This is a genomic window from Companilactobacillus paralimentarius, assembly GCF_963227125.1.
Taxonomy (GTDB): Bacteria; Bacillota; Bacilli; order Lactobacillales; family Lactobacillaceae; genus Companilactobacillus; species Companilactobacillus paralimentarius.
In genome coordinates this window covers 1,371,278-1,396,674 of the sequence record NZ_OY724131.1, presented here as the reverse complement: position 1 = coordinate 1,396,674, position 25,397 = coordinate 1,371,278, and the positions used below count along the sequence as shown (strand labels likewise).

Annotated in this window: 26 protein-coding genes; 4 read left to right on the top strand and 22 right to left on the bottom strand. The window is 33.4% G+C overall.

Annotated elements, in window-relative coordinates:
* Nucleotides 1-108: 108 nt before the first annotated feature.
* From ACI6PB_RS06700 to ACI6PB_RS06685, 4 genes are all read right to left on the bottom strand, one after another.
* Nucleotides 109-690, bottom strand: coding sequence for a GNAT family N-acetyltransferase (locus tag ACI6PB_RS06700; RefSeq protein ID WP_309510921.1), 582 nt, complete (start codon nt 688-690; stop codon nt 109-111).
* A gap of 20 nt (nt 691-710) precedes the next feature.
* Complete coding sequence (locus tag ACI6PB_RS06695; protein ID WP_156407824.1) at nt 711-881, bottom strand: hypothetical protein; 171 nt, start codon at nt 879-881, stop codon at nt 711-713.
* Nucleotides 882-1,672: 791 nt separating this feature from the next.
* Nucleotides 1,673-1,939 (bottom strand): Txe/YoeB family addiction module toxin, encoded by a 267-nt coding sequence (locus ACI6PB_RS06690; protein ID WP_025086225.1) that lies wholly within the window; start codon nt 1,937-1,939, stop codon nt 1,673-1,675.
* Nucleotides 1,939-2,202 carry a type II toxin-antitoxin system Phd/YefM family antitoxin gene (locus ACI6PB_RS06685; RefSeq protein ID WP_051564325.1) on the bottom strand — a complete coding sequence of 88 codons (264 nt, stop codon included), beginning with the start codon at nt 2,200-2,202 and terminating at the stop codon, nt 1,939-1,941. The genes ACI6PB_RS06690 and ACI6PB_RS06685 overlap by 1 nt, the downstream gene beginning before the upstream one ends.
* Nucleotides 2,203-2,539: 337 nt before the next feature.
* Here ACI6PB_RS06685 and ACI6PB_RS06680 point away from each other — a divergent pair, with 337 nt between their 5' ends.
* The gene (locus tag ACI6PB_RS06680) at nt 2,540-3,793 is read left to right on the top strand and encodes a GNAT family N-acetyltransferase (protein ID WP_404327194.1); all 1,254 of its coding nucleotides are present in this window, start codon (nt 2,540-2,542) and stop codon (nt 3,791-3,793) included.
* A 202-nt stretch (nt 3,794-3,995) separates the two neighbouring features.
* On the opposite strand, the gene ACI6PB_RS06675 is transcribed toward ACI6PB_RS06680, so the two are convergent.
* The 4 genes from ACI6PB_RS06675 to ACI6PB_RS06660 form a co-directional block, all read right to left on the bottom strand.
* Nucleotides 3,996-6,722 (bottom strand): HAD-IC family P-type ATPase, encoded by a 2,727-nt coding sequence (locus ACI6PB_RS06675; RefSeq protein ID WP_404327193.1) that lies wholly within the window; start codon nt 6,720-6,722, stop codon nt 3,996-3,998.
* Between the two features lie 428 nt (nt 6,723-7,150).
* Entirely contained in the window at nt 7,151-8,158 is a 1,008-nt protein-coding gene (locus ACI6PB_RS06670) for an alpha/beta hydrolase (protein WP_404327192.1), read from the bottom strand.
* Nucleotides 8,159-8,182: 24 nt separating this feature from the next.
* Nucleotides 8,183-8,917, bottom strand: coding sequence for an SDR family oxidoreductase (locus tag ACI6PB_RS06665; protein ID WP_404327191.1), 735 nt, complete (start codon nt 8,915-8,917; stop codon nt 8,183-8,185).
* A complete protein-coding gene (locus ACI6PB_RS06660) occupies nt 8,918-9,421 on the bottom strand; it encodes a sugar O-acetyltransferase (RefSeq protein WP_404327190.1) in 504 nt (167 codons plus the stop codon).
* A 109-nt stretch (nt 9,422-9,530) separates the two neighbouring features.
* Between ACI6PB_RS06660 and ACI6PB_RS06655 the strand changes: the two genes are divergently transcribed.
* Entirely contained in the window at nt 9,531-10,415 is an 885-nt protein-coding gene (locus tag ACI6PB_RS06655) for a LysR family transcriptional regulator (protein ID WP_309510929.1), read from the top strand.
* 618 nt (nt 10,416-11,033) lie between these two features.
* Here ACI6PB_RS06655 and ACI6PB_RS06650 read toward each other — a convergent pair.
* Nucleotides 11,034-11,174, bottom strand: coding sequence for a hypothetical protein (locus tag ACI6PB_RS06650; protein WP_404327189.1), 141 nt, complete (start codon nt 11,172-11,174; stop codon nt 11,034-11,036).
* A gap of 135 nt (nt 11,175-11,309) precedes the next feature.
* On the opposite strand from ACI6PB_RS06650, the gene ACI6PB_RS06645 reads away from it, so the two are divergent.
* Nucleotides 11,310-12,560 (top strand): ISL3 family transposase, encoded by a 1,251-nt coding sequence (locus ACI6PB_RS06645; RefSeq protein WP_056950777.1) that lies wholly within the window; start codon nt 11,310-11,312, stop codon nt 12,558-12,560.
* Between the two features lie 73 nt (nt 12,561-12,633).
* Here ACI6PB_RS06645 and ACI6PB_RS06640 read toward each other — a convergent pair whose 3' ends face one another.
* The 7 genes from ACI6PB_RS06640 to ACI6PB_RS06610 are packed head-to-tail and all read right to left on the bottom strand — an operon-like array spanning nt 12,634 to nt 19,759.
* On the bottom strand, nt 12,634-12,885 hold the full coding sequence (locus ACI6PB_RS06640; RefSeq protein ID WP_404327188.1) for a type II toxin-antitoxin system death-on-curing family toxin: 252 nt from the start codon (nt 12,883-12,885) through the stop codon (nt 12,634-12,636).
* On the bottom strand, nt 12,819-13,034 hold the full coding sequence (locus tag ACI6PB_RS06635; RefSeq protein WP_404327984.1) for a hypothetical protein: 216 nt from the start codon (nt 13,032-13,034) through the stop codon (nt 12,819-12,821). Before ACI6PB_RS06635 ends, ACI6PB_RS06640 begins: the two co-directional genes overlap by 67 nt.
* A 5-nt stretch (nt 13,035-13,039) precedes the next feature.
* Nucleotides 13,040-13,294 carry an AbrB family transcriptional regulator gene (locus ACI6PB_RS06630; RefSeq protein WP_119326307.1) on the bottom strand — a complete coding sequence of 85 codons (255 nt, stop codon included), beginning with the start codon at nt 13,292-13,294 and terminating at the stop codon, nt 13,040-13,042.
* A gap of 50 nt (nt 13,295-13,344) precedes the next feature.
* Nucleotides 13,345-14,139 carry a DUF2399 domain-containing protein gene (locus ACI6PB_RS06625; protein ID WP_404327187.1) on the bottom strand — a complete coding sequence of 265 codons (795 nt, stop codon included), beginning with the start codon at nt 14,137-14,139 and terminating at the stop codon, nt 13,345-13,347.
* Between the two features lie 4 nt (nt 14,140-14,143).
* Nucleotides 14,144-17,260 carry an SbcC/MukB-like Walker B domain-containing protein gene (locus tag ACI6PB_RS06620; RefSeq protein WP_404327186.1) on the bottom strand — a complete coding sequence of 1,039 codons (3,117 nt, stop codon included), beginning with the start codon at nt 17,258-17,260 and terminating at the stop codon, nt 14,144-14,146.
* Entirely contained in the window at nt 17,250-18,260 is a 1,011-nt protein-coding gene (locus ACI6PB_RS06615) for a hypothetical protein (RefSeq protein ID WP_404277492.1), read from the bottom strand. Before ACI6PB_RS06615 ends, ACI6PB_RS06620 begins: the two co-directional genes overlap by 11 nt.
* Before the next feature lie 17 nt (nt 18,261-18,277).
* Nucleotides 18,278-19,759: a hypothetical protein gene (locus tag ACI6PB_RS06610; protein ID WP_404327185.1), complete on the bottom strand. Its 1,482-nt coding sequence runs from the start codon at nt 19,757-19,759 to the stop codon at nt 18,278-18,280.
* A gap of 478 nt (nt 19,760-20,237) precedes the next feature.
* Here ACI6PB_RS06610 and ACI6PB_RS06605 point away from each other — a divergent pair, with 478 nt between their 5' ends.
* Nucleotides 20,238-20,825, top strand: a complete 588-nt coding sequence (locus ACI6PB_RS06605; protein WP_404327184.1) for a site-specific integrase — start codon at nt 20,238-20,240, stop codon at nt 20,823-20,825.
* 202 nt (nt 20,826-21,027) lie between these two features.
* Here ACI6PB_RS06605 and ACI6PB_RS06600 read toward each other — a convergent pair whose 3' ends face one another.
* The 6 genes from ACI6PB_RS06600 to ACI6PB_RS06575 all read right to left on the bottom strand — a co-directional run bounded on the left by ACI6PB_RS06600 (nt 21,028) and on the right by ACI6PB_RS06575 (nt 25,285).
* On the bottom strand, nt 21,028-21,246 hold the full coding sequence (locus ACI6PB_RS06600; RefSeq protein ID WP_268870504.1) for a zinc-binding dehydrogenase: 219 nt from the start codon (nt 21,244-21,246) through the stop codon (nt 21,028-21,030).
* A gap of 124 nt (nt 21,247-21,370) precedes the next feature.
* On the bottom strand, nt 21,371-22,225 hold the full coding sequence (locus ACI6PB_RS06595) for an aldo/keto reductase (protein WP_025085772.1): 855 nt from the start codon (nt 22,223-22,225) through the stop codon (nt 21,371-21,373).
* Nucleotides 22,226-22,234: 9 nt separating this feature from the next.
* Nucleotides 22,235-22,834, bottom strand: coding sequence for an NAD(P)H-binding protein (locus ACI6PB_RS06590; RefSeq protein ID WP_025085771.1), 600 nt, complete (start codon nt 22,832-22,834; stop codon nt 22,235-22,237).
* Between the two features lie 19 nt (nt 22,835-22,853).
* Entirely contained in the window at nt 22,854-23,294 is a 441-nt protein-coding gene (locus ACI6PB_RS06585) for a nuclear transport factor 2 family protein (RefSeq protein WP_034544300.1), read from the bottom strand.
* Between the two features lie 140 nt (nt 23,295-23,434).
* Nucleotides 23,435-24,892: an MFS transporter gene (locus ACI6PB_RS06580; RefSeq protein WP_404327183.1), complete on the bottom strand. Its 1,458-nt coding sequence runs from the start codon at nt 24,890-24,892 to the stop codon at nt 23,435-23,437.
* Nucleotides 24,893-24,907: 15 nt separating this feature from the next.
* Nucleotides 24,908-25,285 carry a nuclear transport factor 2 family protein gene (locus tag ACI6PB_RS06575; protein ID WP_404327182.1) on the bottom strand — a complete coding sequence of 126 codons (378 nt, stop codon included), beginning with the start codon at nt 25,283-25,285 and terminating at the stop codon, nt 24,908-24,910.
* Nucleotides 25,286-25,397 lie beyond the last annotated feature (112 nt).

Genomic DNA, 25,397 nt, shown 5'->3' with positions numbered 1-25,397 from the left:
CATTCAATTAAGTATCATTTGTAGAATGAAACCATAGTTGCTTTTTGTTTTGGTAGATTGCAGAACAATAAGAATAGTTCTGTTTTTAATTTTTATTCTCGCATTATATTATTTTAAAATAATACGAAGTTCCTCTATTGTTATCGCCATGAATTGATCTCCTTTGGTGTTCCCAATTCCCTCACTAACATCTATAAATCCAAATTTTGTAAAATATGACTGTGAATCTTTTATTGCACAGACAGCAAATAGGCTTACGCCAATAACATTTGATATATTTCCAATGACGAAGAAAATTTGCTCCATTAACTTTTGACCATATCCGTTATGTTGGTATTCATTATCAATTCCCATCCAAACCATGTCTATGGTCGGTAATTCAGTATTTCTATTAAGAGTGGGCACATCGAATTTTTGCTTTTTCTTTTTAAGTCTGAATTTTTTAAATATTCTTTGACTTCCAGCATTCAGAGAAAAAAAACCTATTACCCTTTTTTCCTTCTCGGAGATTAAGAGAAAGGTTTGCATAATGTTTTTTTCAGAATAGGATAATGCTTTGGTTTTTAAAAAATCATTTATTAACTCATAATCGGATACACTGTTTTTATATTTTTCAATATTTTTGGGTACACAGTTAAAAGATGATAACTTAATATCATCTCTTTCTTTTAATATCGTAATCGGTCTCAATATAAGGTTATCATCCATAATTAATTGTTAAACGAAATTCCTTTTCTGGTAATAACAATATTATTGTTGGACTTATTTAACTCTTTTGAAATATTTTCTAATTCTTTTTTTCTTTCATCAGTTATTGGTTCAAATACTATTTTTCCCCAATTAGAAAGAAGTTTCTTTTTTGAATTATTGTATTCAATCATAATTATTTACCATCCTTATTAAAAATAGATTGCAATAACCCATTTATAGCTAGTTACAATAAACTTTAAAAGCTTTTCCTAAAGTTTATTGTAACTAGCTGGTCAAGCATTGTCAAAATTAATAAAAGCATTCAAAAAATAAGTTAAATTATTCTATGAGGACTAATAATGTAAGGCTTGTCTTTTATGTAGAATTTCTAATTTAATAATTCCTTTCGATAAACTAAAGGACTGTGATTATAACGGGACTTAAAAACCAGTGAAAATGATTTGGCACCAGCTATAGCCTGATAAATGAAATCTGTAGGATCATTGGAACGAGGTGGATCTTTAAGTTCGGTCTTCTAATGACTTTGCTGCGCAGGCTAAGTAAAATTGTAACATTTAGAGATTTTTTAGTGCTATATAATCAAATAGAACTTTCAATTCTTAAATACCCCGTCATGCCGGGGTTTTGTAAAATATACAATTTTCAACTTTTAGATATTAACAAAAGGAAATATATTATATATCGATAGATATGCATGATTAAATTTAGTTAGATCTATAATCCTTAAAGCCTTTATATTTGAACTCATCATTGATAAAAATATGGGGGATACACCTAAAGCCGAGCCTATTTGTCTCACTACGCTAATGACACTTTGTGACGATGTAAGTAATGATCTGCTAAAATTAGAAGCGGCCAATATATTTATTGGGCCTGCAATTATACCAAATCCAATTTATTATTTAATAATACTTTGCATAACTAATTTGAAAAATTTAATTTTTAGTTTTTATCTAAAAGATTATTCATAATGGTTCCATGCCGAATAGATATAAACTATCTTTTGTTCTTCATCAACTGAGTAAACCACTCTATGTTGAATGTTAAGCCTTCGAGAATAAAAGTTATTTTCCGGTGGAACCAATTTTTCAAAGCCATCAGAAGGATCATATGGATTCTTTGATAACTTTTGGACTATTTCATCGAATTTTTTCCGTAATAAACTATGTTTTAACTTTTTTAAATCACCGTTAGATGACTTGCGAAACCTTACTTGGTATTTAGACATTAGATTCTATCCCAATCAACACCATTAGTAATATCCATATCTCCAGAGTCATCATTTACGGCTTTGTGTACTTTATTAAGAGTACCATCATTCATGAGGTAGAGTGTTTCTTGTAGTGCCTTGTAATCTCTAGAACTCATAATTACAGCACTGTCATCTTCAGATCTACCATTGATTTCAATCGGAGTAGAATCTTCATTCACTGATTTAATTATCTTGTAAAAATCTTTACGCGCTTGAGTTGGATTGACCATTCTTTGCATGTGATTCTAATACCTCCTTTTTAACTAAGACACATTATAAGGTACGCTTTTAAGTACGTCAATTATGTGATTTCTAAAAATAGATATTTATGGATTACACAAATATATTTGCTATTAGAAAAGTCCCGACAATATTCAGTTCCTTTGTTTTGAACCACTCGTATAATGGCCTATCATCCAGAGCTGCTTGATAAAGAATTATAGGTAAATTTGAAACTTGTTTTCACATACATAAAATGAATTTTCTCTGAAAATTTTCAAATAAAAGTTTCTAAAATCAACAGTTGAATATGTCAACTAGTTGTTCTATACTTACTTTGTAAAGGATGGTATTTCTATGAATAAAGATATTGAAAAAATTAGAGATTTCAACCGTTTTTATGCTAATTACTTTAATCGTTTTGAAAAGGAATTATATCAAGGCTTTCCCTCAATGAATGAAGCTCGGGTTATGGCTTTTTTGCACTTCCATCAATCTAGTACAGCTACCGACATTCAAAACGAATTAGGTTTTGATAAGGGCCAGCTAAGTAAGATGCTGACAAAGTTGGAAAAAAAAGGTATTTTGAAACGTACTCTCAATCCTGAGGACAGACGGCATTACCTTTTAGATTTAACTAGTACTGGTGAAGAGCTGCATAAAGAACTTGCTGACAAAGCGAGAGACTATTTAAAGAATATTTTTAAAGATTATACCCCTTCTGTTTTAGAAATTATTGCTAATGACGTATCTGAAGCACAGATGCTTTTTCAGCAAACAGAAGATATTAAGGTTCGTCGTGGTAATATGACTGATTTAGGCTTTATTGCCGATTTACATAGTCGAATTTATTCTACTGAAATACCGTTTAATTCAATTTTTCATAGGTATGTCTTACAGACTTTAGCCGAATTAGCGGATGACTCATCAAAAAGCCTTATCTGGATCGCACAATTAGGTAGTCGAAGAGTTGGAACAGTTTCTCTAGTGCAAGATGCCAATGGCAAATATCAGTTACGTTGGTTTGCCGTTGATCCGGACTACCAAGGATTAGGAATTGGAACTAAGCTTTTGAATACCTTAATAGATCAAATCAAATTGGATAATATTGATGAAGTCTACCTTTGGACAGTTGATGAGCTCACAGGAGCACGGAATCTATATAGAAAATTAAAATTTAATTTGATTGAATCGAAAGTAAATAATAATTGGTCTGATCACCCTATTCATGAAGAAAAATGGTTATATCGTAAGGAGAATGAAATTATGGCTGATGAAAAGACAGAATTGATGCGTTTAATCGATACCGCTTATAATAATGTTCAAAATAATAAATATGGAAACTTTAGAAAAGAGTTATTGAAGTATTACACAGCTTTAAACAATGATGAGGATTATATTAAGGTACTGCTTGGCTTAAGGTCAGCTCTATTACAAGCCGATTTAACTTTAAATCTCAAGCAACGTATTTCAGGGTTACCAGGTGAATATAGCGATATGTTTAAGTTCATTGAACCACAATTAAAGAAAGTCGATTCGAAAACGATAGATAAGTATTCTCATTATGGATTTGTTCCTCTTAAGTTGGGGAGTACAGTCAAGTATTTTTAAACTGTAAATAAATATAGTCAGACATATTTGTTTTCCTATTTCATTTAATATTAGTGAATTATTTGAGCTGTTAATTCATTGGCTTGATTCTTCCTTGATTTTTATGTAGCAATGTTGAAGAGTTTTTGATGAAGATAATACGATTATTACAGAAAAAATCACCCTCAATCTAAAAATAGATAAGATTGAGAGTGATTTTTTGTTAGTGAATTGTTTTTTTCAAAACTCTAAAGCGAATGAATTTTCCTAGTTCAGTAATGGCTAGAACAATAACACCAGCCATGATTGGGATAAACCAGCCGTAATAGAAATTGATATTAGTTGTTTCAAAGATTGATTGCATAAATGGCAAGTAGATAATTCCTAACTGTAGAACGATTAAGATTGCAACAATTATGAAGGCCATCTTATTTTGGAAGAAGTATTTAGAAATGACCGGATGATCATTTCTTAAGTTGAACAGATAGAAGATCTTACCAAAAATAATGATATTCAATGCCATTGTACTACCTACAATTGCTGGCAAACCTTTACCAGTTAAGAAATCAAAGGCCCAAATGCCTAATCCAGAAATTAATAATGAAACATAAATTATTTCAAAGGTGTCTAGTTTGGTCAATAATCCCGCTTTAACATTTCTCGGACCACGTGCCATAATTCCGGCTTCTGGTGGTTCAAAGATGAAAGCAAATTGAATCGTTAAAGCTGAAACCATATTGATCCAAAGTAATTGTGCTGGATAAAGTGGTAATTCTTGTCCCATTAAAATACTGATAACAACAATTAAACCTTCGGCAAAACTAGTTGGTAATAAGAAACGGATTGTTTTACGGATGTTATCGAAGACATGGCGCCCTTCACGTACGGCTACAACGATATCGGAGAAGTCATCATCGGCTAGAACCATGTTAGCTGATTCTTTAGCAACTTCGGTACCCTTGATACCCATAGCAACACCAATATCTGCTTGTTTCAAAGCTGGTGCATCATTGACACCATCCCCTGTCATGGAGACAACGTGATCATTAGCTTGTTGTGCTCTAACAATACGTAATTTGTTAGCAGGAGTTGTCCGCGCAAAAACGTTATAGTCATCAATCTTGTCTTTTAGTTCTTCATCGGACATAACGTCAATTTCTGGACCAGTAATGGCTTTAACAACGGAATCTAGATCTAGCTTTTTAGCGATGGCAGAAGCTGTATCAGGATGGTCACCAGTGATCATTTTGACTTTTATACCGGCCATTCTTAATTCATGAATTGATTTTCTAGCTTCTTCACGAGGCGGATCAATGATCCCAACCATACCTGCCATATTAAGGTTCTCGATAAGATCCTTAGAAATATTATCAACAGACGAATCAACTGTTTTATAGGCCAAAGCTACAACTCTAAGACCATCAGTTGATAATTCTGTGATTTTTTCGTTCCAATAAGTTTCATCAGTGCCCTGTTTAGAAGCATTAATGATAGTTGTTGGCGATCCTTTAACCATGAGAATTCTCTGATTGTCAAAATCGACTAGTCGAGCCGAATAACGAAAGGCTGAGTCAAATGGTAAAGAATCGATTTCGTTTACTTCAGGATCTTTCCCAGTAAGCTTACGGTAGAGTGTTGTTAAAGCACCATCAGTCGGTTCACCAGTTAATTCCCAACGATTATTTTCAAAATGTAGTTGGGCGTCAGTAGTTTGACCAGCGATATTGACCAACCACTTCATACCTTCATCTTTTTGCCAGTCATATTTTTCAGTACCTAGTTCCAATTCACCATTGAAATCAAGACCACCATTAGCATCATAGCCGACACCAGTAATACTGAAAGTGTGTTCTGGGGTAACAGCTTTTTTAACAGTCATTTCGTTTTTAGTTAAGGTACCAGTCTTATCAGTATTAACAATATCAACAGCACCTAAAGTTTCAACTGCGGGTAATGACTTGACAATTACCTTACGTTTGGTCATCTTACGTGTCCCCATGGCTAAAACAACTGAAGTACTTGCAGGTAATCCTTCAGGCATAGAACCAACCACCATAGTGATAACCGAGATCAATAAAGTTGGCAAACTATAAGTATCAAGGAAGTACCCAACTACGAACAAAAGTACAGCAGTAATCACAATGGCAACTGACAAACCGAAGCCCAATGAGTTCAAGTTACGCATTAGTGGTGTTGGCTTCTCTTTAACTGTTTCAACAGAATCTTGAATTTTACCAATTTCAGTATCACCAGCAGTAGCAATAACAATACCTAGTCCAGAACCACTAGTAACAGCAGTTGAAGCAAAAACCATATTCTGACGTTCAGCTAATGGCAACTTGTCTGCATCCATTGGTTCCTCAATCTTATTGACTGGGTTGGTTTCACCAGTTAAAACAGATTCTTGAATACTTAAGTTATCGGCGGAAATTAGTCGCATATCAGCTGGAACAGCATCTCCGGCTTCTAGGTTAACTAAATCTCCAACAACTAAGTCACGAGCATCCAATTCCAATTTTTCGCCATCTCTAAAGACAAAGTTCTTAGAGACCAACATTTCTCGAATTTTTTCCAGAGCGTTACCGGCTTGCTGTTCCTGAATATAACCAATAATAGCGTTGGCAATAATGACTAATCCAATAACAATTGAATCGGAATAACGATGCATTAAGAAAGTCATAATGGCTGCAGCAGCTAAGATATAAATGATACTATTGTTGAATTGTTTAATGAATTGAACGAACTTAGAAACCTTTTTGGCTTCTAACTCATTTTTGCCATTCTCTTTAAGACGCTTTTCAGCTTCAGTAACTGTTAATCCATTTTCAAGGTCAGTTCCATATATCTTTTTTAACTGTGCCTCATTTAATTTCCAAATTGTTTCGTTGTGACTCGGGGGAAGATCCGCTTGGGATTCTTCATCATTTTGGTACGAATTTTCATCTAGCATTTAATATTTCTCCTAATTATATCTATCTGATGTTTTTTGATATTTAATCAAAGTTAGAAAGACCAATTTTCTCACATCCCTTTCAATACAGTATTTAAAAACTAATTAACTGCTTCTTATATAATTAATATATAATATTTTATCTTAATAGTGTTAATAAGTAACTAATAAAATTTTAATGGTCCGGAGAATACTCTTTTGTTACCTTTCAAAATCACTTTTCTGCTTTTACAAGAATAATAAAACTCCTTACAATTTATCTGTAAGGAGTTTTTGTTGTTAGAAATCATGTTCAATTTTTCGAATACGATGAAGTACATCATCTGTACTAGGATTACTGATACCAAATTTTTTGCTTGGCAGGTAAAACTGTTTTAAAACGATAGTAGTATTTTTTTGAAGTTGCTTGTACACAAAGAAATAACTAATTAAAGATTTTCCTTAAAGAAGCTAGCAAATTTATCAAATGGAATCAAATTCATTTGATCATATAAGTCAGTGTGTGTAGCATCTGGAACAATAACTAACTCTTTTGGATCTTTCAAACGGTTATATGATTCTTCGGCCATATAACGTGAATGAGCTTTTTCACCGGTAACGATAAGGACTGGTCGTGGAGAAATTGTTTCAATATGTTCTTGCAAATGGAAATTGTAATAACTCCATGGAGTTGTAGCAGTCCAAGCTGAAGCTGAATTAACTGAACGGGGATGGAAAGCACGACCACGATAGTAATTAAAGAACTCTTTTGTTACAGAGTCAGCATTAGCTGGTAAGTTTTCTGGGAATAGAGTATCTGATTGAAGTGGTTTGTCATTTCCATCAAATGGTAATTCGTGTAATCCGGTAGCAGATGTACCCTTTTCAGCATCTTCCCAACGTTGGTTTGCCAAAGTTTGCTTTTCGATTTCACGTTGTTTCTCAGTCTTAGAATTATTTAATCCCATCCACATTGAATCGGACATATCATACATAACTGATGTGGCGACAGCTTTGATACGAACATCGATTGATGCCGCAGTTAAAACATGACTACCCAAACCACAGATACCAATAACACCGATTCTCTCGCGGTCAATGAACTTTTGAAGTCCAATGAAGTCAACCGCAGCGGAGAAATCTTCGACAAAGATATCTGGTGAGGCAACATTTCTAACACTACCAGAACTTTCTCCAGTAGTTGACTGATCAAAAGCTACAGTAACAAAGCCCTTTTCAGCTAATGTTTGAGCGTAAAGACCGCTTGATTGTTCTTTGACCGCACCGAATGGTCCTGAAATAACAATGGCTGGGTATTGTTTATTACTATCAAAGTTCAATGGTAGGTATAGATGCCCTGCCAAGATAAAGCCAAAGCGATTTTTAAAACGAACGTTTTGTACGTCAATTTCGGGATTGATTTTGAAAACTCTTGTGTCATTTGCTAATTTACTCATAATTTATTTTCTCTTTTCTTCTCATTATATATCTTGTTTGATGGGACGAATGATAATTTCGTTGACGTCCATGTTGTCTGGGGAATCAATTGTAAAAGCAACGGATTTAGCAATGTTTTCCGCGGATAAACCAATTTGATTCTCTACTTCTATTTCAGCTTTTTGATTATCAGGATTTTTAATTGATTTATATAATTCTGTAGAAACTGAACCCGGTGAAACTATGGTTGTTCGAATATTGTTGTTGTGCTGTTCTTGACGTAATCCTTCCATGATTGCTCTAACTGCAAACTTAGAACCATTATAGACGGCTAGATTAGGAACAACTACATGTCCAGCTACGGAATCAGTTGCAATGATATGACCTGATTTTTGCTTGACCATAGTTGGTAGAACAGCCGCAATTCCATTTAATACACCCATGATATTAACATTTAAAATCTGTTGCCATTCGTCACGAGCACGATTAATTAATGCATTAACGGGCATTATACCTGCATTATTGTACAAAACATCAATATGTCCAAATTTCTCATTAGCCGTATCGACCAAGGCCTGAACTTCTTCAAATTTAGTGACATCAACTCTTTGAGTAATGATTTGTTCATCTGGAAATTCAGCTTTTAAATTATTTAAGCGGTCCAACCTTCTAGCACCGATAACTAATTTTGCATGGTGCTTAGCTAATTCTCTGGTGGTTGCGGCTCCAATTCCACTGGATGCCCCAGTAATAACAATAACTTTATTTTCTATATTCATTTATTTGTTCCCTTCTTTGATGATGTGTGCTGGGTTGCCGGAAACAGTTACGTTTTTCTCGATGTCGGTTGTTACAACTGAACCAGCAATAATGATGGCCCTCGGGCCTATTGTGACGCCGGGTAAAATTGTTACATGACCACCAATGTTAACATTTTCTCCAATTACAATTGGCTTTTTTTTCGAAGTGGAGTAATAGGTAGTCAGTAAAGTTGTATCAGGGCCAATGATCACATCATCCCCAATTTTGATAGTTCCAATATCAATCATTGTGACGTTACAATTAATAAAAATGTTCTTTCCAAGTTTAATATTGCGACCATAATCAGTATGAAATGGTAATCTAATTTCATTCGTTGGATCTAACTGATAACCAAATATTTCGCTTAGCAACTGATTGGTTTCCCTTGAACAAGTACGACCAGTATTTAAATGTTGCAATAAACGTTGGTTTTGATCTACTAGACGAGAATCAAGCTTGAATAAATCTGTTTGACATGTCATCTTATGTGCCCCTTTCAACTGAATGACTATAGTATAAAAGGATTTGCTATATATATTTGAAATACTTCTAAAATATAGATAAGCATAATTAAAAGTTATGGGAGAAGCAATGATGGAATTACGTGTATTACGATACTTTTTAGCCGTTGTTCAAGAGAAGAATATTACTAAGGCTGCCGAGAAACTGCTTATTTCTCAACCGGCGCTATCCAAACAATTGTCGGATTTAGAAAATGAATTAGGTGCAAAATTATTTATTCGTGGACATCGACAGATCACTTTGACCTCCGAAGGCGAATACCTTAGTTCCAAAGCCAGTGAAATCATTGATTTAGCAGATAAAACTACAGCTAACATTTTGACGGATCAAGTGATTGGTGGAGATTTGACGATTGGTGCTGGTGAGAGTGTCAGTATGAAACGAATTATTGATGTTATGGGAAATATTAATCAAGATTATCCTGATGTTAAGGTTCATTTGGTCAGTGGAGACGCTAATGAGATGGAAAGTAAATTAAATAATGGTACTTTGGATTTTGCTGTTTTCATGGGTGAACGAGATTTAAGCGATTTTAATTATTTGCAAATTCCTGAAATTGATCAATGGGGCGTAGTCATGAGACAAGATTCCCTACTCGCCTTAAACCAAGTCGTTACACCAAAGGACTTGCTAGGTTTGCCGTTGTTGATCTCATCCCAAGCTATGACTAGTAATCGTTTTGACAATTGGTGGGGAAACTTAGGACCACAAATGAATATCACCGGTACATTCACTTTAGCCTTCAATGCGGAACTGTTGGTTGAGAGTAGTCACTCTTACATGATGACCTTCAAGCACCTTTTAAATGAAAACAACAATGAAGAGTTAGTTTTTCGACCATTGGAGCCTGAATTGACAGAACCAATTACAGTGGTCTGGAAGAAAAATACTGTGCTTTCAAAAGTTGATCAACTATTTATCAAACGATTGCAGGCTTCACTTCAATTAGATTAAATCATTGATATAACCAGGCTTGAGAGAATATTCAAAGTGTCTACGTCTAGAAGTTTACCCTGAGACCTCAGGGCGCTATTATAAAATTGTGCTTAGGGCATAAAGGACCTCTTTTATCAGTATGTTTCTTCCCTGTGTTGGGGCAGAAAATAATATTTGGTTGTAATTCTTATATAAGATTACAGGTCTTTAAAGTTCAAGATGAACAATACGTTTTTTTAACTTGAAGGACTGAATTGAAGCCGATGTGGCTGTGTGGTTTAAAATGGACCTCCTACTTATTGAAGTAGTTGTCTAACCCTAAATGGAATCGAGTTACATGTTAAATATGCTTGAAGCATAAGAAAATCCCTTTGTTGATATACTTCTTCTTTTCAATGTTAGGTAGAAAACATCTAGTGTTTGATGATTGATCTTGGTTATGATTCATTTTGAAGACTTAGTCGAATTACAGTTCGCAGTTCTTTAAGAAAAAAAGATGGAGCAACTCCAGCAATTTGGGTCAGGGACTGTCCTTTAATAATTTATTGGATAGTCTCTTTTTATTTGTTCATTTTAATTTGATTTATCTCTTTTCGAAATATCGATAACACTAGATTCTATTTCTCTAGTTACTAATCAATCGACTGATTTTAGTGCTTCAAGCATATCGACACGATTGATCTTTCGAGCCATTAAGAACATGACTATTGCGGAGAAAATTAATGTCAGAATTCCAGAAATAGTAAAATTACTCCATAATAGGTTCAATTTTGCCATTATGGTTCTATACTTTCTGGTATTGATGAATAATCAATACCAGTTTTTTAATCTCTAGAAAATAAAAAAAGAACATCACTGTTCTCATGTTAAGATTTAAGCGACCAAACCCAATCAAACATGGAGAAAACAATAATGTCCCAAGACAATTCTATACTATGTGCACTCGATATAAAAGACAATAATATAAGTAATGTTTCAGTCAAGGACGCTACGATTAAAAATCGTGGCGTTATAAAGCATATAAAGATCGTAAACGCTGATTTAACTTATAAACTGTATCGATGTCCACAATGTGGTTTAAATTCATTAGTCAAAAATGGAAAAAGAAAAACTAATGCTAGATTAGCCAGTTTTAACGGTATTGAGTATCATTTGATGCTCAATAAACAACGTTATATTTGTAAGAACTGTGGTGGCACCTGCGGTGCCCACAGTGATTTATTAATCAAAAATCATACTATGACTAAACAAGTTCAAAACAGAATATTCGTTATGGCAAAGGAATCCTTTACTTTAACATCAATAGCTAAGATCATCGGAGTATCAGTAAATACAGTAAGCAGAGTCTTATATGACAATACCAAATTACCAAATAGATGTGATTGTCTTCCAAAAAACCTGTGTTTTGATGAATTTCGTTCAGTTAACGGTATATTTACTTTTATAGCTATTGATGCACAAACACATCATCTAATTGAGCTGATTCATGATCGACTCTCTAAAACAGTTATTGAACACTTTATAAATAACTATAGCTTGTCAGAACGGCAAGCCGTTAAGACTGTCTCTATTGATTTGAATGCTAATTATCAGTCGGTCATTCATAGAATTTTTCCCAATGCTCAAATAATAGTTGATAGATTTCATATAGTTCAGCTATGTAGCCGGGCATTGGATCAAGTTAGAATCAGTTGTCTTAAAAAAATAAATGATAAACATTCCCGTTTGTATAAAGCACTTAAGTCTAATTGGCGTCTCTATCATCTGCCTGAGGCAGATGTAGACGACAAGAAAGTAAAATATATTTTTGGAATCAACGAATATACTACAACGCGAAACGTTATTGATATAGCCACTGACAATCTACCAGTTTTTAAAAATACTTATGATATTTATCAAGGTATTCAGAAAGCGATACATGAACACGATATATCATTACTCAAAGAAACCATCTATGGATATAAAAAGAATAATACCGCTATGGATACATCTATTTCAACGTTACGTAAGAATTTAAATTATGTAAAGAATAGTTGCACAATGCCGTACTCCAATGGTCCTCTTGAAGGGACCATTGGAAAGATAAAAAAACTCAAACATATCAGTTATGGCTTCAGAAATCTTGACCATTTTCTTAAGAGAATAAGACTCATTTGCGCATAAAAAAAGACAACCTACATGAGGTTGTCTTCTATACAAAAACTATTCATCAATACGATTTGACAAAGAGCCCTAATTATTGGAGAGGCTTAGAATGGCTCTTTAACCATTCAGCTAAAGAAACCATTATAGAATCATTATCCGAACCATTAGTTACATTCAATATTAGTGATTCACCATCGTCAGTTGAAAAGTTCAGTTCAATCCCATTTATACTAAGAAATGTTAATCCAGATAAAAGTGCTGTTCTCTTATTTCCATCTATAAATATATGCTTTTTGGTAATTTTCTGAATAATATCTGAATAATAAAAGCAGCTTTGATCCAAATATTGGGATATAATTCTTTTCCAAAAACAACCTGCTTGGGTTGATTGACTACTAAATCTAATCCTTGAGGGTATTGAATACCAATAGACTTACTATTTGAGCGTTTTAGCACTAATTCATTAATAGCTATAAACTCTTTTTCAGTCAAATAAATCATAGATTTTCCAGTCTTTTCATCAAATCAGAATGTTTGTCGTACAATTTACTAGCAGTTTCTAGAACATTGGGACGTACTTTTTCAATCTTTTTAAAAGTTATTTCTTTACCATCCGGTGATACAATTTTTTCAAAATGGGTGTCATTATCAGCATCGAGGAATTCCCTATCCTTTTTTGAAATTCTAAAAGCATATGAATTACCATTTTTAAACATTTTAACATTTTGTTTCAAATCAGCTGGATTAATCATTTGCATCATCTCCTCGTGTGTACATTATACATCATAATACATACAGACGACTACTTTTTCAACCATTCTGGGATGTATTGTTCGTAATCACTAATTAGCTGTTCCTGTTCAACAAATTTTTCTAATGCACTGATCGATTCCATTTCCTTTAGTAAAACTTTATTGGTGATGGGAAGCTTTGTCGTGCGTCCAGAATCACCTTTACCATATCTAACTAACCAATCAAGGACTCTTTCTGGAGTTTGAATAGAAAATAGGTTGGTATGTAATATTGAAGAAAGGTGCTCAGCAATTCGCATGCCCTCACTATCTAAATCTCCCAAGTAAGTCATTTCGATATTTTTTGAAGTCAACATTCTCAAAAAATCATTATAAGTCTTGTTAAAATCATTTCCCGATTGATTTATTAATGGCCAATCTGGATGTAGTTTGTATAACCAAATAAAGACACCGTTATTTTCAATAATAATTACCTTTTTAGAGTTGATTTTGAAAAGTTCAGGGCTTCTCATTTGCCAAGGATTTAGAGTAATTGGCTGCGGTAGATTGGTTTCAATTAAATTGGCAGTGACAATTGAAGTTCCAATCAAATTAGAACTCAATTCGTTTATTGGCTTGTCTTTAAAAAAGTAATTGATTACCCAATGATAGTATTTATAAATTTCAGGATTTTCACTTGAATCATTGAGAGTGTGTGCAGTAAAGCCCAAATTTACAGCCTGTTGTCCACGTGGTGGTAATGGCATCCTCTTTTCGATATGATCGAAGAGTTTATCTAGTTTAATTGCCTGTGGTTTTAATATTTTTCCAGTTTTTTCTTGGTAAGTTTTCAAATATTTACTCATCTTTTCACCTTGTCCATATTAGTGCTGGTCGAACAATATTCTTGTGAAATTTACTATCGTTCTTTTTAGCTGGCGCTATAACATCGTAAGCTATGTTATCAACTCCATCGGCTAAAATTTTATTTTGAGACCCACTTGGCATAGTTGCTAGAAAATTGAACCCAAATTGATCGATAGTTCTGGCAAAGGATTTGGCAGTTTCAGGGTCTAGTTTGTCAGCAAATTCATCAAACATAACTAAATGTGGAGCATCTGATTTTTTTGATCGATGTAAAATCATTTTTGGAACAAGTAACAATGGTAATACCATAGCTTGTGCCTTTTCAGCTCCAGATCCACCTGACTGCACAAATTTATCATCGACTAATTCGAATTCCCCAATTTCCGCTTGTTTACGGTGAATCCAAATTTGAAAGTCTGACCAATGTCTAATGTCTAATAGTTGATAAGCTTTTTCCATGAATAATTCATCATCATCTGCTACATCCGTATCATTGGCCAATCTCTCTAAACGATTTTGAACTTCTCTTAACAAAGTAGGACGCTTACTTAATGATGTATCTCTTGCCTCCTTAATTACTTGCTCATCAACATCTTTAGGCTTCAATGATACTTTCAATTGAATACCATGAGTCTGTTTTACTCCTTGAGCCAGCATCTCATTATAGCCGTCAATCAATTCATATTGATCAGAAATCTGATGAATTGCTGCTTGAAGATAAGTTATCTGGGCAACTTCGTTTCCGGATTTTAATTGTTTCAAAGATTTTTCAACTGCAGAGTAATCATTATCTAAAATTTTCTGTACTTGATTAATATCAAAAGAGACTGTAATCAGATCATTTTCATAAACTGATCGATTTTGTCTCATTAAACTAGATATATCATTGTACCCTCGATCTTCGAATAATGTATCTAAAGCATATGGATCGATTCCATCCCTATTGTTAGTACGAATTAATTTGGAAATTTTTGTTGATAGTTCTTCATATCTATAATTTTTAACTCCATTGCGATGTTGATTTAAAAAAATCATCGCATCATCTATATTGTTTATCTCAACATCCTCTATTGCATATGGTTTAAGCGATGTTATATAAGATTCAGCTTGTTCTTTTGTCTCGTTAAGTGATCTTGTTAGCTCTTTATTCTGATTTTCGAAGTTCGAAATATTAGTGGTTTCAGTCGTAATCTTTTGATTCAAATCTGTTTCTGAATGTTGGTATTTTCGTAAATTGCTTTGAGCCTTGTTTAATTTATCATTTAAGAGTGGATCGACGACTAAGATGGCAATTTCTTGGTTAATCTTTAGTACTTTAGCTTTTTTTGCTTCTAAATCAAAATCTTTGAATTCATCCTCTAAAGCTTGTTTTATTTTAGAAATATCTTCTTGAATATGAATTAAATCTGAGTTTTCATCTTTTAATTGTGAATCCTTCTTCTCTAGCTCCTTATTCAATTGTGTTAAATACTTCGAAACATCATCTAATTTTTTATATAGATTGGAATCTCTTAAAAATTCCTTGAGATCAGGGTTGTTGGACAGCAAATCTAATTTTTTTTGCTCCAAAGCTGCATAACGAGTATTCATTTGAGCGGCACCAGCGTTATGAACTTCTAAGTTATCTTGATGTAATCCATTTCTAATCCTACCAACGACTGGACCATTTGTTCTTAAATCAATTTTCACGTCCATATTTTCACGCATATTAGTTACAATCTTAATATCTTCATTCAAATGAATTTGACTATCAACAATGTTTTGATAATCTTTTTGGAGACTTTTCATTTTATGTAGATAATGTTTCATCTTCTCTAATTGATTTTTGAGATTAATAATTGTTAAGTTAGTATCCAATTGCTGAAGACCCTTTGTTTGTTCAATGGTTTTATTCTTAATAGAAGTTAAATTTTGATTTAAAAGATTCTTTTCACTCTCAAGCACTTGAATTCTTTTTCGACTCTTATTAAGTTCCACTTCTTGTTTTCTTAAGGAGTCAATTGTCTCTGAGTAATTTTTCAATTGCTGTTTTAGTAATTTCACTACTGCAAGTTTATTTTTACGTTGTTCCGTAATAGATTTTTGTTTAGCCTTTTGTTCCTGAAGTTTTGAAACAGTTTCAGAGGCTTTTTCTAATTGATATTTTAATAATTTCAGTTGACCAGAGTAAACTGACAAATCTTTTTGTGCTTTCTCTTTTTTGCCATTTAATTCGTTTATTTGCTGAAGAAGCTTAGAATACGGATCTAAGTAACGCTCATTCAAACGATTGAAATTTCTCCAGAATATCTCTTTTTTCAATCTCTTTAACCGATCTTGTCCACGAGAAATACGTTCTAACAAGGCTCTTTTTCTGTTTACCCCTCTTTGCGTAGCGGCAACAGAGCTGATTATCTGATTATCAATTCCCTCCTGTGCATTCTTCATAGCTTCTAGAATCGGTGTCAATCTAGCATTACCTGCAGTTAAAATTGGAGATGCCAACAGTCGATATGTGTTAGCCAATTGGTGTAAGCTTCTGATATCAGTAAAGCCATAAATATTTTCGGCAATGTAACTTTGGAACTCACCGAGTTGTGAAAAAACTCTAAAACTATTGCCCAAAGCAGCATTTATTTTTATGAAAGCATCTTTTTCAAGTGCTAGATTATTTTTGTCAGTAGTCATTAGCACTAATTTCTCGTTAACATTGTTACTAGTTGCAACGAACCACCAGGTGGGTTTTCTATTTTCTCCAACCGCTCTATGAGCACCAATACCAATGATTACTTGCCGTGATTTAGATTTTAGAAGGACGTAACTGTAACCAGTTCTTACCTTCATAGCTCCTTTCCCCCAACCTAATAACATACTCTCAAATGTTCGAGTATCATTTTTTGAATTACGAGTTGAAGTTCTCTCAATCTTATCGGTTCCTTTAGCTGGATTAAAAGATGGTGTGGCAATTGAACCATCAACAAGCATTGGAAAAAAGCAATTGGCCAAAGTAGTTTTTCCAGCTGCATTCTCACCAATCAAAGTGAAATTTCCTCTTTTAGAAACAGGAATATCAAGTTGGATATAATTATTAAAATTTCTCAAATGAAAACTTACTGGCGTCAACATTTCTCTATTCATCATCATTACCTCTATTATTTTTTTCAATTGAAAATCGTTGAATTAATGGTGTTGGAAAAATAAATTCATTTTTAATTTTAATTAATCCAAAGTCCATTAGAACTTCTTTTACTGCTGAGAGTGCAATTGAATTCTTGGGAAAGATTATTCTTGTTTGTTCTTTGATTAGATCATTTAAATTATTTTCACTCACCCCAGTATGAATTGCTTTGGCTACTGCGATTGCTACGACAGATGGCTTGGACTTTACTTGTTGTCGTTTAGTATCCAATAATAAGGCATAATTGTCCCCTATTTCTAAATCAAAACGATTTAAATTTTTCCAAGATTGACTAATTGAGTCTTTATGATCCATTAAATAGTTCCATAAAGTAAAATTAGATTCTCGGCTTATAAATCGACTATTTAGTAGAAGACGATTTAATTTTTGCTCGTCGTTTAAATCCAATTCTTGATGAACAAGTAATTGATTAACGATGGCTTGAGCCACTTGATTGAAATTCGGATTGACGTTCCAATATTCAGCCACTTCCTGGCTTTGATTGCTCTGTGTTAATTCTGGATAGTCCAAAGTAAAAAGCTTAAAGCGATCAACAAATAACTGATTAATAATCCGCCTTATTTCTTTTTCATCTAAGTCGATTACTTCGCTGTGAACCTGGCGAACAATAGTCTGAGTTAACACGGATCGATCTTTTTGATTGGCTTGTAATTCAGGCAAATTAATAACTGCCTTCAATGTTGCAAGTAAAACATGAATGTTTTCACTATTTTCATATTCATTACCAAATAGTAATAAAATATTCTCTTGAACATTTTCTGGAGCCATACCAATTAAATCTCTTAAATAAATACTAATTCTCTTTTGAAATTGGGGTTTCTTCATTGATTTAATGGCATTTGTCACTTCATTTGTTGGCTTATATGGTTTGCTGGTGAATAAGCCTGTATCTAAGAGCTGATTAATAACTAAACGTTCAGAATTATTAAGTTGAACAGTCACATTAATTCTCGCTTTCTTTAAAAATTAAAATAAAAACCGCTTGGTAATTGAACGCTATATTGTTCTTTCTTACAGTGTATCCAAATTGCCTTTGATTCAATGATTCTTTTGACTGATTTAACGGGGCGACCAAATGGGGCAAAACTTTCATAATGATTATAATTAGTGGCACTGTATAAGCGAACTATTTCATCCCTTGTCAATAAGTTTTCTAACTCTAAATTACGATCAACTTGTCCCTTTCTATCATCAATCATAACTATATTTTGAAATTCTTTTAATGCATCAGCGTAATTTTCGATGATTTCATCATCATTAGCAACTTCAGGATTATCTTCAGCAGTAGCAACTTGTCTAACAAATGAATTAGCTTGATAAATAACTGGACCAAGAGTCTCAGCTTCCAATAAATCATTTGAGTCAGAAATTTCTCTATCCTGTGCCAAGTGTCGAGGTAATTGAACTGGTATCGAAATATTTTGATAGTGAGTTAAAAGTTCATCAATTTGTTTCGTCAATTGCTTAACATCAATTGTTTGAGCATTGATATGGTCGTACTCATTGCTCAATAAATCGATGGAATCTTTAATCGTATTAAAAATTAGATAAATTGAATCAAAATTGCTATCAATCCCAGTGGAGGTTGGATCAAAGCTGTTGGATAAATTTTGTAACTGTGTTTTAACATAACTCTTATCACGATGTATTTGAACAGACAATTTTGTTCGATTATCAATGGCCTGGTCAACTTCTAAGCTATCTTCGCCTTGACGACTTCTAGCTACCTGATCTGGAAAAATACTATTATGATTCAAATCTTGAATAACTGATCCTTGGGAAATTAATTGCACATAAGCAGGAACCGCTTTCTCTGTCAACATTTGATTTAAATGTTCAGCGATTTTTCCGCCGTGATTAAAGGCTAAGTCATTCGATACTTCTTCTAAATCTTCACTTAATTTGTGCATCCCTTTCATCACGTCGGAATATGCAGAAACCATGTTATAAAAATCATTAAATAATTGAGTGTGTGAAGTATCTAAATGTTCAGAATTCAATTTATTTAACAAATCACAGTACTCTTTGATTCTGGCAGTATTGGCAGTGACTGTTGATTCAGCGTCAAGAACTTTAGGGAGCATTGATAAATATTCAATTCCTTGACTAGTAATTCGATATACAGGAGCATTCTGCATATGATAGGCTCCGCTTGTCATTCGAACTCTGATTTTTCTAGGTGACACCTCAATAAATTTGGCATCTTCTTCTAATGTTTTTAAAACGCTTTTGATTACGGCATCGGTAATTAAATTTTCCTCACTTTCGCTATCTAAGTAATTGGCATTGTACTGTTCAACTAAAAATCCTAAGGTCCGTGGAATATCTGCACTGGTTCGATTTCCATAAAGAATAGTTAGGATATTCCATCCCGCCAATGGATGATAACGACTTTTACCTAAATTGGTTGCTAGCAATAGATTTCTTAAATCACTATTCATATCGATTTCTCCAATGAATTATTTATAATTACAGTATGGCTAAAGCACTTGTCTAATTCAATCTTCTGTTCAAATGAATAAATTTAGTTAGGAAATAATTAAAATCTCTTTTTTAGTCTAGATTTGGAGATTAATTTTGATTCAGAATTCTTAGTGGCTTTTTTACTATTTGAAATCAATGATGCTGACAGGCGTGTTCTATGAATGCCAGATGAATAGTTGGTCATCAAAAGAATGAACTTGGCCTTAGAATTAAGATTCGCTAAAATTATCTTTTTATGGTAAAAACAGGGGCTATTGGTAAGAAATAACCCCTTTAAAATGTTGACGTAGCAAGCCAAAAAAATTACAATTAATACCTAGGGGTTATTTATTAAATATACTAAATAATAGTCCCTACAATCGAGAAGCCTATTAAACCGGCATTTTAAGTAATTGTGTTCTAAAATTACTATCAATTGTTCTGAATGGAGAAATAATGAAACAATTAGTTTTACCAATCAAAGACAGTAACATTTTAAGTGAAGTTCAAGATACGTTATTACGAAATTTTAAATACGGTCGCAGGAATTATACGATCTTTCAAACCGGTAAAGCTACCCTACTTCGAGTCTCTGATGTTTTAGCTTTGAAATATGATGATGTTTTCGATAAATATGATGAATTGAAGAAAACGGCATTTATCCATGATAAGAAAACTGGAAAACCCAATACTCTATATTTGAAACCTATCACTCGTGATCTATTGATTTACCAAAAATGGTTGTTAGAGAATAAAGTGAATTCTGAATGGTTGTTTCCTTCAATGAAAAGACCTGAACGACACATAACTGAAAAACAGTTTTATAAAGTGATGGCTAAGACCGGTGATTTGCTGAATATTAATTATCTTGGAACACATACGATGAGAAAAACTGGTGCTTATCGTGTTTACGTTCAATCGAACTACAACATTGGTTTGGTGATGCGTTTGTTAAATCACAGTAGCCAACAAATGACTTTAGCGTATTTGGGACTTGACCAAGAATCTCGTGAGGCAATGTTAGATCAGATTGATTTTGGATAAATAAGATTTCAATCAGATTATGATGCTTTTCGTATATAATTTAACTAAAAAAAGGATTCGGTATTGTAAAAATTTCAATACTGAATCCTTTTTTATTTTGTTTATAGATTTACATAACGAAAGGTTACATAACATTAATTAAAATAAGTTGTTTAAAATTAAATTGTCCAATCCTAAAAATATCAATTTTTATCGACTATATTTACTTTGAAATCTTAACAACAATTTTTCCGACCGTATCGTGATGATACAGTTTTTCCAGTCCACTAACTAATTGATCGAATGGCAAAATCTCAGTAATACAAGGATTTAATTTTTCCTGTGCGACTAGGTTCAATAATTCAGTCGCCATAATTCCTAAATCTCTTTTTTGAGAGTAACTGTTACTTCTATGTGCTCCACCTAGATTTAAAGCACTGATAGTAATACCCCGCTGAGCAAGAAAATTCTGATCGATTGATTCTGGAGCTTCGTTGATCTAAACTAATTGTCCGTTATAAGCCAGTCGTTCTTCAATATATTTAATTTTAAATAAAAATTATCTTTTAATAATTAAACTTAACACTACCAAGTTGTTTAACTGTTTGTGGATCGTGCATATTTCCAAACAAACTGACCCCTTGATCCAAATTTTCCATTTGTTTCATTTCTGAATTATTCAAAGTAAAATCAAAAATATCGGCATTTTCAATAATTCTAGATTCATGAACAGACTTAGGAATAACAACAATATTACGTTGGTTCAACCATCTCAAAATCACTTGACCATTTGTTTTACCATGCTTATCAGCAATTTTCTTGATTGTAGGATTAGTAAAGATACCTTGTTTCCCTTCAGCAAATGGTCCCCAAGCCTCTGGTACAATATCGTTATCTAACAACCATTGAACACGTTCGGGTTGAGCAAAGAAGGGATGTAATTCAATTTGATCAACCGCTGGTTTGATTTCATTGTGCATCATCAAATCTTGTAATCTATCATTTTCAAAATTAGCTACACCAATAGATTTTAATTTTCCTGCCTTATAGGCATCCTCCATTGCTCTCCACGAGCCATAAACGTCGCCAAGTGGTTGATGAATTAGATATAGATCAATATAATCCAAGCCTAATCTTTTTAGTGAAGCATTAATAGCTTTTTGAGTATTTTCATAACCAGCATCTTGTACCCAAAGTTTAGTTGTTACGAACATCTCTTTTCGATCGATACCACTTTCTTTAATTGCTTCGCCTACAGCACCTTCATTCAAATAAGCTGCGGCAGTATCAATTAAACGATAGCCATTTTTGAGTGCTTGTAAAACGGCCTGCTTGCATTCATCATAATCAGGAATTTGAAATACTCCAAACCCTAGAGTAGGCATTTCAATACCATTATTTAATGTAATTTTTTTATCCATAGTTTTCTCCTAACCTTCGTTGATCCCCACACTGGATCTATTATCTAATGTGTTATTTTCGCTTAATTTAACAACATAGTCGGCAATACTATTTCTGGAAACATCATGTCCACCAAACGGTTCACCTTTTTGTGTAATTTCGTAATTAACAGGACCATTGGTATACCACCCGGGACGAACGATTGTATAGTTCAAGTCTGATTGTTCAATTAAATCAGCTGCTTCTCTGAATGGTCTTAAAATACTGTTGCTATAAGGTTCTGGAGAGTCACCTAACCAAGAAGGAATCTCTTGATATATGCCCATAGTTGTAATGAATACCAATCTTTGAACATTCTCTTGATCCATAACTTTTACAATATGTTCAGCAAATGTCTTCATATCACCACTTAAGGCCACGAAAACGAAATCCTGACTTTTTACTGCCAATGCCAATTCAGTATCATCTGTTACACTTCCCGAAATGGCTTTTTCTCTAGAGGTATTTAATTTTAATCTATTAACTCGTCTAGAAAACAGCGTTAACTGAGCATCTGTTTTTCTTAAAAACATCTGTCTTACTGCATTTCCAATTGAACCGGTTGCTCCAATAATTAATATATTTTTCATAATAGTTTCTCCAATTAGATTATTTAATATCTTCTGTATGCCAGATAAAGTTTGAATTTCGTTCAGAAATTAACCATTTTCCATTAACTTTTTCGTATTTATCTTGGTATCTAACACCTTCACTAGTTGTAACTGTTTTGTTTTCTTCGTTAGTTTTAACCAAAACAACATAGTTATATGCCACACCGTTGGCATGAGTTTCATCAATAAAATCAACAGTTTGTTGACCACTCATATGGAAGACTGATGAATATTCATCCATTGAAGAACTAAAAGCATTAAATATTTCTTTTCTACCATTGAGAGTAAAACTAACTTTGCCATCGTTGATGATATTTACTACACCGTTTTCAGTGAAGAGTGCGACTTGCTTGTCATTTTCTTTAGTGTCAGAGTAGTTTGAAAATAAATCTACCAATTGTTTTAATTCGATACGATCTGAAATTTCTTGTGTGTTCATAATATAAATCTCCTCTGTTTTTATTAACTCTCTTTGTTTACAAAATCTATTATGGGGCGTGATCAACTATAAAAAAATGGTCAATGTTTTTTATTTAGTTACTTATGCCACGCTTTAAAAGAAAGAGTGACATTAAATTTTTAGCGTTCCTGTTTAACAGGTTCTTTTCTAGTGAAATTAATAATAATAGCAACCACTACTAAAACGAATCCAATGAACATGATGGTGTGCATACCGTTGAATAAGATTGTTCTTAATTGTGGCAATAAGTTTTGTGGCAATGTCTTAGCAGATGATGCATCAGTTAATTTATTGATCATCCGGCTAGTAATTTTGCCTCCAACTTGATTAGCAGTACTGATACTCAAAACAGCTCCAAAAATAGCAGACATAAATGTTTGTCCTAAAGTTCTGAATAACAAGCCAAATGTTGTTGAAACACTGATCAGTTCTTTTCTAACATCATCTTGAATTGAAACTTGCATTGGTGTAAATGAAAGTCCCATTCCGAACCCTTCAAATGCACCACTGACTAATAACCACCAGTATGGAGCATTCTTAGTAGCAATAATCATCGCTAAAGCTGAAATTAGAATACTGAAACTACCAATCATAACGATTTTCTTGTAGGATATCTTTGGCATTAAGTTTGCAGTCAATCTGGTTCCCAGCAATAGTAAAACTGAACCACCGATTTGTGTTAAACCACCATAAGTAGCATTGGTACCAAGTAGTCCTTGTGACCACATTGGAGCATAAACACTATATCCAATAAAGAAACCATTAATCAAAAACATAATGACGTTTTGAGATTGAATCCGCCAGTTCTTTAATAATTCAGTTGGTACTAATGGATTCTTTTTAGAAGATTCGATTCGATAAAAAATAACCATTAGAATCAAACCAATTACTAATAGAACTACTGCCCTTGTTATACTTGAGGCAATTGAATCACTGGCAAATAATAGAACAATTAGTGTTAAAATCAACATTCCTGAACCTAAATAATCAAATGACTTGTCAGTTATCTCCGTTCTATTTTCTTTATAACTAAATTGAAGCATCAATAATGAAATAATTCCGATTGGTAAATTAATAAAGAATACCCAATGCCACGAAAGTGTATCGACTAACCAACCCCCAATTAGTGGTCCTACTACGGTCGAGAGCGTGTAAGAAGCTGTAACCCAGCCTAGTGCTCTAGCACGTTCTGATGGATTCGGATATAGATCCGCATAGATAATAAATGGAATTGAAACCATTCCTCCAGCGCCGATTCCCATGAAAGCACGTGCAACAATCAACATAATCATATTTGTTGATAAGCCCCCGATAACGGAACTAATTACAAATAATAGTAATGAGATTTGAAAAGTTAGTTTCTTTCCAATAATCTCCCCTACTCGTCCCCACAGAACAGTGGTAACGGCTGTTCCTAGTAGGAAAATAGAACTGATCCATCCGATTAATCTAATACCGTTTAAATCACTAGTAATTGCGGGCAATGCTGTATTAACAATCGTCGCATCAAGTCCACCCATAAAATTAGCAATCAACAAAGCGACCGTTGCTATTGTCACTCTTCTTTTTGTCATCATATTTTTGATATCCCCTTAATACATTGAAGCCTGTGACAAAACTATTTGCCATTGACCATTATTTTTAGTTAATTCAGTTCTGGACTCCAAAGGCCAAGTATTACGAAAACCATAAATCCTTGCATCTAGTTCATTTCTGGAAACAACCTTTGCAAAATCACCGTTCACCTCGACTTGCATTAATTTTTCTTTATTACTGAAATAATGCATGCGTCCTATCTTGATTTGTTGTAGCCATTCTTCCTTGGTCTGATCTGTTCCAGTGATATGAATAAAATGTGCATCTGGCACAATCACTTTATTCAATATATCTATATCTCCAGTAACCATACCTTGTACTTGTTGACGAACGGCTAAAGCTACCTTTTCTTCTTCACTTATCTTTATAGTCATTGTTATTACCTCATTGCTTTCCTTTACGATGTATTCATTATGCAATGAATTAAATAGCAAAAAAATGGGCAGTATTTCTCAAAGAGTGACATAAGTAACCTTTTCCAAAAAA